At 32.0% G+C, this 13857-nt stretch carries 12 protein-coding genes; 8 read left to right on the plus strand and 4 right to left on the minus strand.

Annotation, left to right across the window (positions count from 1 at the left end):
• Positions 1–9 precede the first annotated feature (9 nt).
• From CLV33_RS11645 to cls, 6 genes are all read left to right on the plus strand, one after another.
• Positions 10–696, plus strand: coding sequence for an LOG family protein (locus tag CLV33_RS11645; protein ID WP_105474059.1), 687 nt, complete (start codon positions 10–12; stop codon positions 694–696).
• A gap of 92 nt (positions 697–788) precedes the next feature.
• The gene (locus tag CLV33_RS11650; RefSeq protein ID WP_105474060.1) at positions 789–3620 is read left to right on the plus strand and encodes a gluzincin family metallopeptidase; all 2832 of its coding nucleotides are present in this window, start codon (positions 789–791) and stop codon (positions 3618–3620) included.
• 158 nt (positions 3621–3778) lie between these two features.
• Positions 3779–6190: an alpha-ketoacid dehydrogenase subunit alpha/beta gene (locus CLV33_RS11655; protein WP_105474061.1), complete on the plus strand. Its 2412-nt coding sequence runs from the start codon at positions 3779–3781 to the stop codon at positions 6188–6190.
• A 116-nt stretch (positions 6191–6306) separates the two neighbouring features.
• Positions 6307–6780 (plus strand): hypothetical protein, encoded by a 474-nt coding sequence (locus CLV33_RS11660; protein WP_105474098.1) that lies wholly within the window; start codon positions 6307–6309, stop codon positions 6778–6780.
• A gap of 176 nt (positions 6781–6956) precedes the next feature.
• Positions 6957–7547, plus strand: a complete 591-nt coding sequence (locus CLV33_RS11665; RefSeq protein ID WP_042244577.1) for an HdeD family acid-resistance protein — start codon at positions 6957–6959, stop codon at positions 7545–7547.
• A gap of 84 nt (positions 7548–7631) precedes the next feature.
• Positions 7632–9068, plus strand: a complete 1437-nt coding sequence (gene cls / locus CLV33_RS11670; RefSeq protein ID WP_317045172.1) for a cardiolipin synthase — start codon at positions 7632–7634, stop codon at positions 9066–9068.
• Positions 9069–9158: 90 nt separating this feature from the next.
• On the opposite strand, the gene CLV33_RS11675 is transcribed toward cls, so the two are convergent.
• Complete coding sequence (locus CLV33_RS11675; protein ID WP_105474062.1) at positions 9159–9671, minus strand: fasciclin domain-containing protein; 513 nt, start codon at positions 9669–9671, stop codon at positions 9159–9161.
• A gap of 131 nt (positions 9672–9802) precedes the next feature.
• On the opposite strand from CLV33_RS11675, the gene CLV33_RS11680 reads away from it, so the two are divergent.
• Together CLV33_RS11680 and CLV33_RS11685 are read left to right on the plus strand one after the other, a co-directional pair.
• Positions 9803–10360 (plus strand): RNA polymerase sigma factor, encoded by a 558-nt coding sequence (locus tag CLV33_RS11680; protein ID WP_105474099.1) that lies wholly within the window; start codon positions 9803–9805, stop codon positions 10358–10360.
• On the plus strand, positions 10357–11130 hold the full coding sequence (locus CLV33_RS11685; protein ID WP_105474063.1) for an anti-sigma factor: 774 nt from the start codon (positions 10357–10359) through the stop codon (positions 11128–11130). Before CLV33_RS11680 ends, CLV33_RS11685 begins: the two co-directional genes overlap by 4 nt.
• A gap of 25 nt (positions 11131–11155) precedes the next feature.
• On the opposite strand, the gene CLV33_RS11690 is transcribed toward CLV33_RS11685, so the two are convergent.
• The 3 genes from CLV33_RS11690 to mnmD form a co-directional block, all read right to left on the minus strand.
• Positions 11156–12061 carry a TIGR01777 family oxidoreductase gene (locus CLV33_RS11690; protein WP_105474064.1) on the minus strand — a complete coding sequence of 302 codons (906 nt, stop codon included), beginning with the start codon at positions 12059–12061 and terminating at the stop codon, positions 11156–11158.
• A gap of 191 nt (positions 12062–12252) precedes the next feature.
• Positions 12253–13062, minus strand: coding sequence for a hypothetical protein (locus tag CLV33_RS11695; protein ID WP_211297563.1), 810 nt, complete (start codon positions 13060–13062; stop codon positions 12253–12255).
• A gap of 27 nt (positions 13063–13089) precedes the next feature.
• A complete protein-coding gene (gene mnmD / locus CLV33_RS11700) occupies positions 13090–13776 on the minus strand; it encodes a tRNA (5-methylaminomethyl-2-thiouridine)(34)-methyltransferase MnmD (RefSeq protein ID WP_105474065.1) in 687 nt (228 codons plus the stop codon).
• Positions 13777–13857: the final 81 nt, after the last annotated feature.

Genomic DNA, 13857 nt, shown 5'->3' on the forward strand with positions numbered 1-13857 from the left:
ATAAAACAAATGAGAAAAGAACAACGAAATAAAGGGTGGAACGAAATAAAAACAAACGACTCATGGGCCATATTTAAAATTATGGGAGAGTTTGTTTCTGGATTCGAAAAAATGAGCAAAATAGGCCCATGCGTATCTATATTTGGATCTGCAAGAACAAAGCCAGATGACAAATATTACGAACTAACGGTAAAAGTGGCACAAAAAATAGTAGAATCTGGTTATGGCGTTATTACTGGTGGTGGACCAGGAATTATGGAAGCAGGCAACAAAGGTGCACATTTAGGAGGCGGCACTTCTGTTGGTTTAAATATAGATTTACCTTTTGAACAACACGATAACCCCTATATTGACTCTGATAAAAGTTTAGATTTCGATTATTTCTTTGTACGAAAAGTAATGTTTGTTAAATATTCACAAGGTTTTGTAGTAATGCCTGGTGGTTTTGGTACTTTAGACGAGTTGTTTGAAGCTATGACACTAATACAAACACATAAAATAGAAAAATTTCCAATAATTCTTGTAGGGAAAAGCTTTTGGGGCGGACTAATAGATTGGGTAAAATCTACGTTATTAGAAAATGGTAATATCAGTCCTAAAGACATGGATTTAATTCATTTGGTAGACACTGAAGATGAGGTAATTTCAATCTTAGACGCATTTTACCAAGAATCAACATTAACTCCAAACTTCTAATTTGTACCACATATCTAATAACCAAGGATTAAATGTTATAATTCATTATATTACAGCGCCTTAAAACAAATCTTGTAAACTAAAAGTATAATTTGAAGTTCAGTTTTTTAACTTACTTATCACTATTAACCTGCGTTTTATTAGGTTATGGTCAAAACAATATCCACATTAAAGCCAAATTTAATGTGGAGAATCAGCGTATTGACATTAACCAAACCATAACGTATAAAAACACTTCAAAAGACACGCTAAAAACCATCTATCTTAATGACTGGAATAATAGTTACGCTACAAAAAAAACAGATTTAGCAAAACGATTAGCCGATGAATATGTTAATAGATTTCATTTAGCAAAAAGCGAAGAGCGAGGCTATTCTGCCGTAACCTCTATAATTCAAGATAAGGACACTATACCGTTTACGAGATTAAAACATCAAATAGATATTATTGAAGTAGAGCTTTTAAAACCTTTATTACCTAACGAGACCTACACCATAAAACTTAATTATATTGTTAAAATCCCTAGTAATACATTTACTAGCTATGGTTATACTAAAGAAAACAATTTCAATTTAAGATATTGGTATATTACACCTGCTGTTTATGATACTGAATGGCAATACTTTAGCAATAAAAATTTAAACGATTTATTTATACCAAAATCTGATATAACACTAGAGTTAACCTATCCTAAAAACTACACATTAACATCAGAATTAAACGTTGTAGAATCCTTAGAAAACAATGGAGTTAATACTACTGTTTTACAAGGAAAAGACCGTAATAGCAATAAGTTATACCTAAGTAAAGCCTCTAAATTCAAATCTATAAAAAATGATAAAATAGAGTTGGTTTCAGATTTATATGACAATAACTTACAAGTTGTAGATAAAGTGCTAATTAACGACAAGATTATGAATTACATTTTTGATAATCTTGGGCCTTATCCTCATGAAAAATTACTGCTTACTGAAATTGATAATGCTAACGACCCTGTATATGGCTTAACATCACTTCCCAAGTTTTTACAACCATTTCCAGATACTTTTGAATACGAAATGCGCTTACTAAAAGTGGCTTTACGTAATTATTTAGAAAATACCTTAATGGTAAATCCAAGAACAGACCATTGGTTGTTGGACGGTATTCAAATTTATTTTCTAATGAAATATGTGGAAGACCATTACCCGAATACAAAATTTTTAGGAAAACTAGCTGATATTTGGGGAATTAGATCTTTTCACGCTGCAGATTTGCACTATAACGAAAAGTATAACCTCGCCTATATGAATATGGCAAGAACCAACAGGGACCAACCATTAGCAATGCAAAAAGATTCTTTGCTTAAATTTAATAGCAACATTGCTAACAAATATAAGGCTGGTATTGGTTTAAAATACCTAGACGATTTTATTAATCATGATGTTTTCGAAGATGCTATTAAGCCGTTTTTAAAGGAAAACAGTTTGAAACACACTTCTTCTGAAGATTTTGAAACATTCTTAAAATCTAGAACAGAAAAAGATATCGATTGGTTTTTTGAAGATTACATTAAAACCAGAAAAAAAATTGATTTTAAAATAAAAGATGTTGAAAAAACCGAAGACTCCATTACACTAACCATTAAAAATAAGCGGCACAACAATATGCCTGTATCGTTATACACCTTAAGTAACGATAGTGTTATTTCTAAATATTGGATAGAAAATATTGGTAGCGAAAAAACCTTGACCATACCTAGAAACGAAGCTGATAAACTGGTGCTAAACTACAATAATGCCGCTCCAGAATTTAATCTTCGTGATAACTGGAAATCACTTAAAGGTTTCTTTTTTAACAACAAACCATTACAATTTAGGCTGTTTAAAGATGTGGAAGACCCTTACTACAATCAAGTATTCTTTATGCCCATTATAGAATTTAATAATATATACGATGGATTAAATTTAGGAATGAAGGTATATAATGGCACCTTACTAAGACGAAATTTAAAGTACAAAATACAACCACAATATTCACTTGGCTCTAAATCTATTACTGGAGCAGTATCTGCTTTAATGACGCATAATATTGAAAACAGTAACTTATACGCCATAACCTACGGAGCAAGCTTTGGGTACAACTCCTATGCCGAAGATTTATTTGTAAGGCGCATAATTCCTTCGGTTTCGTTTTTCTTTAGAGAAGATAACGATTTTAGGTCTAACAAAAGAAAACTACTGCGGTTTAGGTTTTTAGATTTTAATAGAGATAGAGACCCGTTAAACCCCAACAGCAGCGACGAACCCAACTACAGCGTATTTAATGCCAGATATATTCACTCTAACGATAATTTAATTAACTACAGTAAATGGTATACCGATTTTCAATTAGCTAGAACTTTTAGTAAAGTATCCTTTAACTATGAATTCAGGAAACTATTTGAAAGTAATAGGCAGCTAAACGTTAGGTTTTTTACAGGAATATTTCTAGAAAACAATAACGATTTAGGCTCTAACTACTTTAGTTTTGCATTAGACCGACCAACAGACTACCTCTTTGAGTACAACTACCTAGGGCGTTCTGAAGCTTCAGGTATTTTTAGCCAACAATTTATAGAAGCAGAAGGTGGCTTTAAATCAAAACTAGAAGTACCTTTTGCTAACCAATGGATGAGCACCGCAAATGTAAGCACCACACTTTGGAAATATGTTTTGGCCTATGGTGATTTTGGGCTAGTGAAAAATAAATTTAACAATCCTAAATTTGTTTACGATTCTGGTATTCGTATAAATTTGGTAACCGATTATTTTGAGATTTACTTTCCTATTTACTCCAACCTAGGTTGGGAAATAGCTCAACCCAGTTACGATCAGAAAATACGTTTTAAATTCACTGTAGATCCAGAATCGCTTTTAGGATTATTTAGAAGGCGCTGGTATTAAATTATTGTTATATTTAATATTGTTTTATTAATAATAATTTAAAAAAAATAGCTTATTATCTACATTATTATATTTTTCACATATTTTTAAGAAATAATTTAATTGTAAAACTCCTTTAAATTCCTTAATTTTGCATGCGTTCTTAACTAACTTAACTCATGCAATCACTAACCGATTTGAAAGACAACATATCATTTGACGATTTTAAAGCCGAAGTTTTAAACGATTATAAAATAGCTGTTCAGAGTCGGGAATGTAGTTTGTTGGGTAGACGTGAGGTGCTCACCGGAAAAGCAAAATTTGGAATTTTTGGAGATGGTAAAGAAGTACCGCAATTAGCAATGGCTAAAGCTTTTAAGAAAGGCGATTGGCGCTCTGGCTATTACAGAGATCAAACTTTTATGATGGCTATTGGTGAGCTTACCGTAGAACAGTTCTTCGCAGGGTTATATGCCAATACAAACTTAGAGTTAGAACCCATGTCTGCCGGTCGCCAAATGGGTGGTCACTTCGTAACGCACAGTATTGACGAAAATGGCAATTGGAAAGATTTAACCAAACAATACAATTCTAGTGCAGACATCTCTCCTACTGCAGGACAAATGCCACGCCTTTTAGGTTTAGCGCAAGCTTCAAAAGTATTTAAGGAACTTAAGGATATTAATGCCAAAAGGTTATCAGTAAATGGTAATGAGGTAGCCTGGGGCACAATAGGTAATGCAAGTACTAGCGAAGGTTTATTTTTTGAGACCATTAATGCTGCCGGTGTACTACAAGTACCAATGGTTACCAGTATATGGGATGACGAATATGGTATTTCCGTTCATGCAAAATATCAAACCACAAAAGAAAATATTTCTGAAATCCTAAAAGGGTTTCAAAGAGATAAAACACATAAAGGGTTTGAAATTCTGCGTGTTAAAGGTTGGGATTATGCCAATTTAATTGAAACTTACCAAGAGGCAAGCATTATTGCACGAGAAGAACATGTGCCCGTATTAATTCATGTTACAGAATTAACACAACCCCAAGGACATTCTACTTCTGGTTCTCACGAACGCTATAAAAGTGGCGAACGTTTACAATGGGAATCTGCCAACGATTGCAACAAGAAAATGCGGGAGTGGATTATTGAAAGCGGTATAGCAACTAACGAAACGTTAACCGATATAGAGCGCACCATTAAACGTGAGGTAAAACAAAGCAAAACAAAAGCGTGGAACACCTTTTTAGCACCAATAAAAAAAGAGCAGAAAGAAATAATTGACCTGCTAGAAAAATTAGCAAAAACTAATACTAATGGCGTTTTTATATCTAAACTTAAAGATACGCTTGCAGCAATAAACGAGCCTACACGCAAGGATATTTTATCTAACGCCAGAAAAGCAATACGCTATACTATTGGTGAGACTTCAGAGGAAAGTACAAAACTTAAGAAGTGGATAAATAAAAATATAAAAGAACAGCAACCTGAGTTTAGCTCGCATTTATTCTGCGAAACAGATAGGTCTGCCTTAAACGTATCGGAAGTAAAACCAATTTTTGATGATGCTTCTGAACTAGTGGATGGCAGGATTATTATCCGTGATAATTTTGATACTATTTTTAATAAATATCCCGAAACTTTAATATTTGGCGAAGACACAGGAAACATTGGTGATGTAAACCAAGGGTTAGAAGGCCTTCAGGCAAAATACGGGGAATTACGTGTGGCCGATACCGGTATACGAGAAGCCACAATTATTGGACAAGGCATTGGTATGGCGCTAAGAGGCTTACGCCCTATTGCAGAAATTCAATATTTAGATTATGTTCTGTACGCATTACACGTAATTAGCGACGACCTAGCCACACTACATTACAGAACCAAAGGTAGGCAAAAAGCACCATTAATAATAAGAACCCGAGGGCATCGTTTAGAAGGAATTTGGCATTCTGGTTCCCAAATGGGAGGTTTATTAAACTTAATACGCGGTGTTTTGGTTTTAGTACCAAGAAACATGACCAAAGCTGCTGGATTTTACAACACACTTTTAGAAGGCGACGATCCTGCATTGGTTGTAGAATGCTTAAATGGTTATCGTTTAAAAGAAAGACGACCAAATAATATGGGCAACTTTAAAACACCCATTGGTGTAGTAGAAACCCTAAAAGAAGGCACAGATATTACTTTAGTGTCTTACGGTTCTACATTACGTTTGGTAGAACAGGCAGTTAAAGAGCTTTTATCTGTGGGTATAGATGCAGAGGTTATCGATATACAGTCTTTAATTCCTTTTGATATTCATCATGATATTGTAAAAAGTATAGCCAAAACCAACCGTGTTATGGTAATAGATGAAGATGTACCAGGTGGTGCTTCAGCTTATATTTTAGACAAAATTTTAAACACTCAAAATGCGTTTCAGTATTTAGATGGTAGCCCAAAAACCTTATCAGCAAAACCACATCGTCCTGCCTATGGAAATGATGGAGACTATTTTTCCAAACCATCTGTTGAAGATATTTTTGAAGCCGTTTATGAGGTTATGCACGAATTGAGTCCTAGTAATTTTCCAAAATTGCGATAATAGTACTGTAAGCATAATAACATCAAGAATCTTTTTCAAATATTGCAAAGTGCAACGTATAGTCAATTTTGCACTCTTAAATGCTCTGTTTATCTTTAGCACAAACAGAAAAAAATATGAAAGCCGTAAACCTTCCAGAAATAAAAAAAGAACTTAACACGCTTTCCAGTACCGAATTACAACAACTCTGTTTACGGTTAGCACGATTTAAAAAAGAGAATAAAGAACTGTTAACTTATCTTTTGTTTGAATCGCATAACGAAAGCGGCTACATAGCTACTGTAAAAGCTTTTATAGACGAGGAGTTTGAAGTGATTAACACCAATAATTTTTACTACATAAAAAAAAGTATTCGTAAAATACTACGCAATGTAAAAAAGTTTATTCGTTACTCACAACAAAAGGAAACCGAGGTAGAACTTCTACTCTATTTTTGTGAAAAACTTAAGGTATTTTCACCTAGCATAAAACGAAGCACACAGCTACAAAATATGTACAATAGGCAGATACTTTTAGCTAAAAAAACTATAGCTAAACTACATGAAGACTTGCAATACGATTATAATGTAATGCTCGAAGATTTAGAGTGATTTTTCAAACATTAGGCTACAACTTATAATATAAATTTGATTTGTAAAAATATTCAACTAAGTTTGTTTAATTTACGATATACAATGACTTTAAATAAGCAGCTCTAAAAATAAAATAATTTTATATCCTTAAAAGTTAATGGTATTTTAAAGACGTTAAAAACTTAATGGTAATTATGGAAAATCTATTTTTAAAAAAAGTAAAAGAATCAGTAAAACATTGGTACTTAGTACTTATTGTTGGAATACTATTAATTAGCACAGGAATTTGGACATTTACGCACCCTAAAGAGTCTTATGTGGCCTTAGGCTTCATTTTTAGCATTTCTTTTCTATGTACTGGAATATTGGAACTACTCTTTGCTTTTTTAAACCGTAATGAAATTGAAAATTGGATATGGATTTTAATATTAGGTGCTTTAAACACTCTGGTAGGATTTATGCTAATTTCTAATACAGCAATTTCAATATTAGGTTTATCGCTATATGTTGGTTTTGTAATAATGTTCCGTTCATTATGGGCCGTTGCTACATCTATAGATTTAAAGAACTACGGTGTAAAAGGATGGGTAAATTTAATGCTCGTAGGTGTTTTAGGAGTTGTATTTTCGTTTATACTAATTAGAAATCCCGCTTTAGCAGGTATGACACTTGTTTTTTGGACTGGTATTGCCTTTTTGCTTAGTGGTATTTTTAATACATATCTAGCTTTTAAAATGAAAAATTTACACAATAAATGGGATAGCATTTCCTTTAAAAACGAATAAATACAGTAGTATAACTAACCATTTTAAATATATATTAATTTATACAACACACTAAGTACTATTATCATTTAAGCTTTCGTCATTTTGATACAATACATCCTAATAATTTACGCTATAATATTGATAATTGTTTGTGCCAAAATTATTATTAATACAACTACGCCAAGTAAAGGTCTTGCATATTTATTACTAGTAATCTCTTTTCCTGTTGTAGGTATAATTATATATTTAAGTATAGGGCTGAATTACAGAAAAAGAAAATTATATCAAAAAAAGATTGATATAGATGAAAAAGCATTCCCCGAAATTGAAGAGAAAAGACAATTATACTCTAAAGAAATTTTATTAAAATACAAGGATAAATTAAACAGCTTTCTTCCTTTAATAACTGCTTTAAAAGAAAAAAGTATTATATCTGATAATAATAACGTACAATTACTTATTAATGGTGAACAAAAATTCCCATCAGTTATCGATAGTCTTAAAAAAGCCAAACACCATATTCACATACAATATTATATTTATGAAAATGATGAGATTGGTAATCAAATAGCCGATATACTTATTGCCAAGGTAAAAGAAGGAGTTAAAGTAAAGTTTATTTATGATGATTTTGGAAGTAAAAGTATACGCAACAAATTTACAGCTAGACTTAAGAAAGCAGGTGTAGAAGCGTATCCTTTTTACAAAATTAATTTCATTCAGTTTGCTAATAGAATTAATTATCGCAATCATAGAAAAATAATTGTAATAGACGGTATAGTAGGATATGTAGGAGGCATTAACGTTTCTGACAAATACATTAATACCCAACAACATAAATTATTTTGGAGAGATACGCACATAAAAATAGTAGGAACATCGGTATTAAATTTACAATTCACTTTTTTAACAGATTGGAACTTTTGTTCTAAGCAGAACATTGGATTTTCTAATGAATATTTTCCAATTACCAAGGAAAAAAACTATGGAAACCAATTAGTGCAAGTCATAGCTAGTGGTCCAGATTCTGATTATCCAAGCATTTTGTATTCTCTTATTCAAACCATATTATTAGCTAAAAAAGAACTATTAATTACAACTCCATATCTAATACCCAATAGTTCTTTTATTGATGCATTAAAAATTGCTGCATTAAGCGGTGTTAATATAAAATTGTTACTACCTGGTGTTTCAGATTCATTTATTGTAAATACAACTTCACAATCATTTTATCAAGAATTATTAGAGGCTGGCGTTAAAATATTTAAGTACAATAAAGGATTTGTACATGCAAAAACTTTAGTTTGTGATGAGGAAATTTTAGTTGTAGGAACCGCAAATTTAGATATTAGAAGTTTTGAACTTAATTTTGAGATTAATGCGATTACCTATGATGCAAAAACCGCAAAACAATTAGCAAACCAATTTAATGAGGATTTAAAAGAATCGGAACAAATTAAACTATCAACATGGAACAAAAGGCCTGTATATATTAAATTTACAGAAAAAGTATTACGTTTATTTTCTTCATTAATGTAATAATACTAAAATAACTTACTTAAATTAATTGGTAAAAAAAACGCCCTATTTACATAGAGCGCCTTCCTTTTCATAGCAGTTTTTCCCTAATTATTTAGGCATCACTACCGAATTAATTACATGAATAACACCATTACTTCCCATTACATCAGTCATTATTATTTCACTGTAATTACCATTTTGGTCTTTCAACCATATTTTGCCATCTTTTTGCTGTACGGTTAGCTCCTGTCCGTTTAAAGTTTTTAGCGTTACCATACCTTTATTTTTATCTAAGGCAGCAACTACTGCCTCTGCATCTAGTTTTCCAGATACTACGTGGTATGTTAGTATATTGGTTAACGCCTTTTTATTTTCTGGTTTTAATAAGGAGTTTAAAGTATCGGCATCAATTTTTCCGAAAGCACTATTATTTGGTGCAAATACTGTAAATGGCCCATCTCCTTGTAAAGCGCCAACTAAATCTGCAGCTTTTAATGCTGCTACTAGTGTTGAGAAATCTTCGTTTCCAACGGCAACATCAACAATTGTTTTTTGGGCTGAAACCATTTGGCTTGCAGTTAAAGCTACTACTGTGGTTAAGATAAATACAAACTTTTTCATAATAATTCTATTTTTTTGGTTAAACTAAATGGCACTTTTTTTCGTTTTTCAAAGTGCTTTCATTTATATTTACACAGGTTTGTTTGCTATGGATGAACCATACCGTTTTTTTTGGGAAATCTTTAACATTTATGCGCGACAATAAGGCACTCATTTATAATCTAAAAAATAAGGATGAAGCTGCCCTATCCCAACTTTATGATGCATATGCACCTGCAATTTATGGTGTTATCCTTAGAATTTGTAAAGACGAACAAGAAGCACAAAATTTACTACAGGATACATTTTTAACTATTTGGGATAAATCGCACCAGTACAACCCAGATAAAGGCAGGTTTTATACTTGGGCCTATAGAATTGCCAAAAATAAAACATTAAATTTTTTGCGCTCTAAAAAAACACTCATCCAAACCGAAGATTTAAGTGTATATAAGGATAGAGAAGACACAGTTATAACAGATACCAAGTATTTGCAACTTAAAGGATGCTTAAAACAACTAGAACCGCATCACCAAAAAGCTTTAGAACTTGTTTATTTTAATGGTTTAACACATCGAGAAGCACACAAGGAAATGAATGTGCCACTGGGAACATTTAAATCTTACATAAAACAAGCCTTAAAAAAATTAAAGCTAAATTATGATAAAGCACTTGTATGGTTATCTATTTTAATTGAAGTAATACGATGATGAATAAGGCCTACATACTAGAAAACGGAATAATAGAGCTATATCTATTAGGCGAACTTGGTGCCCAAGAAGAGTTGGCTTTAGAACGTTTATTGGCTAAAGATGATGATTTAAAAGTACATTTTAAGAGTATTGAATCTAATTTTGAAGCTATGGCTTTAGACAATGCCATAGCACCACCTAAGATTGTAAAAGCGCATGTATTAAATAGTATAAGAAGCACTAATAATGTAATGCCTTTGCCAACTGCCCCTCCTTTAAAACGTTACTTGGGTATTGTGGCTAGTATTGCAGCTATACTAATTGTAGGCAGCATTTGGATGTATTCTCAACTAAACGAAACAAAACAGCAGTTAAAAATTGCCAAGGATACTAACGATTTGCTTTTAAAAGATATAATAGATTTACAAGAAAACTTAAAAAGTGCCACAACTTGGTTAGATGTGCTAAATTCGCCTAATACTAAGCAATATATATTAAAAGGCAATACATTATCGCCTAGTGCACGGGTAGTAAGTTATGTAAACCACGAATACAAAAAGGTAATTATAAATACTGTAGATTTACCCAAACTAGATGAAGCGCACGATTACCAAATGTGGGCAGATGTTGATGGCGAGATGATAGATATGGGAGTAATTAACAAAAATTCGCAATTAGTAGCAATGAATTATATTGAAGATGCAGCATCTTTAAACATTACCATAGAACCTTCAGGAGGAAGCGACCACCCTACAGTATCCCGACTCATTACCAATATTTACTTATAGGTGATGTTAAAAGAGCAGTCACTATTTATCCAAACAAATCTTCTAGGGCAGGCTCTAAGTGATGAAACTCAAACTTAAAATTTTTACTTTCTATTTTTTTAGAACTTACGCGCTGACTTTCAAATAATATAATATGCATTTCACCTAAAACTAATTTCATAATAAATTTAGGAATATTAGGTAAAAACAAAGGTTTCCTTAATACTTTAGCAACTGTTTTTGTAAGTTCGTTATTAGTTAAAGGATTTGGTGCAACACCGTTGTAAACACCATCTAACCTGTTTTCTAAAACATACAGGAAGGCTTTTGCCAAATCATCTATATGAATCCACGATTGCCATTGCTTACCACTACCAAAAGCAGCACCAACACCAAACTTTATGGGTTTTGCTATTTCTTTAAGGGCACCACCTTTGGCCGATAATACCAAACCTATTCTAACTTTAGATACAGCAATATTTAGTTTAGAAAAACCATCTACCGCTTGTTCCCAAGCTTGTACAACCTTGCCCAAAAAAGAATCGCTTACAACCTTATGCGTTTGGTCGTAATAATTAGTTAAGGAATCTGGATAAATGCCAATGGCACTTGCAGATACAACATGTTTAATGGTATGAGACTCGCCTTTTAAAGAATCTATAAGGAGTTGTGTACTTTCTACCCTACTGCTAATTATTTCTTTTTTATAGCTATCCGTCCAACGTTTAGATATAGATGCGCCAGCTAAATGTATTATGCCTTCAACATTTTTAAAACAATCTGTATCTATTTCACGAGTATCGGTATTCCAATAAAAACCTTTATAATTATCGTCTGTAGATATTTTAGACTTTCGTGTTGTTAAGTAATTAACCTTTATATTTTTTGCATGACAGAGCTTCACAATTTCCTGTCCAACCAATCCCGTAGCTCCTGTAATTAATATGCGCATTATCTTTTTTATGTAAAATTACGAAAGGTAATGGCTTCAACTAAAAGTTTAAGTAAGGTTTAACAATATTGCGTGCAACTATAAACCCTAGTAAATTGTAATTAGTCTTAAATATAATTGAATGTTACTCATAACAACAGCGCACTTATCTAAAAAAAGAGATGGATTAAAATATAAATCAACAGCTAGAATTAATTTACTAATTTTTGAAAAATTTTATAGATTTTTTGTGATACTAAATGAAATAGAATACTAGGTTTTTTTATCAAGTAAAACTTATCATTGAAGATTATAGGTTTAACTGTTGCGCTATGAGTTAGATTAAGTTGTGGTAGATAATTATTAATCCGTTGTGTTTGAAAGGGATCTTTCCCATAACGCCTCGCGTACCAGGTATGACATAATAAAGTTTTGTTGTTAAATAAAACTTCATTTGCAATAGCATCATCCTTCATTTTTACATCTAAAAAAAGAAATTTTTTATTGTTTCTCCGCAGCCATAAATAGAAACAGTAATATGGTTCAAACAAACTATCAGTGTTAAAAGTATATGGCAAGCTACCAAAATCATTAAATTCGTTTGGTTTGGTATATTGGTTACTGAGTATCGCTTTTTTATCCCAAATGTCTAAAACAGTTTTTATGTTCAACACTGAAAAAAAAGTATTAATTACGTTAGGATTATGTTTTCTATGCGCTATCACTCCTCCATCCCTAACTCCAGCAACCGTATAGTTTTCATCATTCATTTTTTCTACTATTGAGAACGCTTGTTCTGGGTTGTAAAAAATAACATCTTCATCGGCCATAATTAACCATTCAATACCCAAGTTCTTAAATTTTGAAACCATATAAATTATACTATCTATACCATACATTCTGTTTCTCCCATCTATAATATACTTTTGAATTCCCTCAGGAAAAAGTTGCGATGTCTTTTCATAGAGTTCAAAATTAATAACTGTAGAAAGTATAGCTATTTTCGATTTTGGTATGTTCATTCTAAAATTCTGATTAAAAAAAGGGAACTAAAGTTTTATTGCCTGTAACATTTCACGTTTTCCGGGAGGCCCAGGCAATTTTTTTACCGTAAAGCCTACCGCTTGCATAGCACGACGCACACTACCTTTAGCAGAATAGGTTACCAATATGCCATTTTGTGCTAATGCATTAAACATTTTTTTAAAGATAGTTTCTGTCCATAATTCTGGTTGTACTCTTGCACCAAAGGCATCAAAATAAATAATATTAAAGCTGTTTTTAGCATTAATATCATCAAACGTTTTTTGTTGTTTGGTAATCGAAAACGTTTCGTTTATACTATGCGACGTATTCCAGCTTGTGGTATGCAATTTTAAAAATACATCAGCTTTATCTTCAGCATTCAAAGCAAAAGGGTAATTTAAAAGCTGTATTTCGGCTAAGGTAACAGGATATGCTTCTACACCCACGTAGTTTATTTTTAGTTTTAATTTTTCAGCTTCTAAGTAAGTAATAAAAGCATTTAAACCTGTGCCAAAACCAACTTCTAAAATAGATATTGTGTTTTTAGGCTTTAATGCTAGTTTTTGATCATAAAAATAATGTAAGCCATGTTTTATAAATACATGGTAGGCTTCTTGAATAGCACCGTGTTTAGAGTGATATTGTTCATTCCAATCTGGCAAATGTATGGTAGAAGAGCCATCTGCGGTAGTTATAATTTCGCGTTTCATTTATATGTGTGGCTTAATGCTTTTTGATAAGTTAATACTATGAAAATCAAACCTATTTAGTGATTTTTACAGATACGTACC

This window comes from Jejuia pallidilutea, assembly GCF_002973595.1.
Classification (GTDB): domain Bacteria; phylum Bacteroidota; class Bacteroidia; order Flavobacteriales; family Flavobacteriaceae; genus Jejuia; species Jejuia pallidilutea.

Excerpts from the sequence above, each read along its gene's own strand:
- CLV33_RS11645 (WP_105474059.1), top strand. The coding sequence starts at position 10 with ATGAGAAAAGAACAACGAAATAAAGGGTGGAACGAAATAAAAACAAAC.
- CLV33_RS11655 (WP_105474061.1), top strand. The coding sequence starts at position 3,779 with ATGCAATCACTAACCGATTTGAAAGACAACATATCATTTGACGATTTT.
- CLV33_RS11660 (WP_105474098.1), top strand. The coding sequence starts at position 6,307 with ATGAAAGCCGTAAACCTTCCAGAAATAAAAAAAGAACTTAACACGCTT.
- CLV33_RS11665 (WP_042244577.1), top strand. The coding sequence starts at position 6,957 with ATGGAAAATCTATTTTTAAAAAAAGTAAAAGAATCAGTAAAACATTGG.
- CLV33_RS11675 (WP_105474062.1), bottom strand. The coding sequence starts at position 9,671 with ATGAAAAAGTTTGTATTTATCTTAACCACAGTAGTAGCTTTAACTGCA.
- CLV33_RS11680 (WP_105474099.1), top strand. The coding sequence starts at position 9,803 with ATGCGCGACAATAAGGCACTCATTTATAATCTAAAAAATAAGGATGAA.
- CLV33_RS11685 (WP_105474063.1), top strand. The coding sequence starts at position 10,357 with ATGATGAATAAGGCCTACATACTAGAAAACGGAATAATAGAGCTATAT.
- CLV33_RS11690 (WP_105474064.1), bottom strand. The coding sequence starts at position 12,061 with ATGCGCATATTAATTACAGGAGCTACGGGATTGGTTGGACAGGAAATT.
- CLV33_RS11695 (WP_211297563.1), bottom strand. The coding sequence starts at position 13,062 with ATGAACATACCAAAATCGAAAATAGCTATACTTTCTACAGTTATTAAT.
- mnmD (WP_105474065.1), bottom strand. The coding sequence starts at position 13,776 with ATGAAACGCGAAATTATAACTACCGCAGATGGCTCTTCTACCATACAT.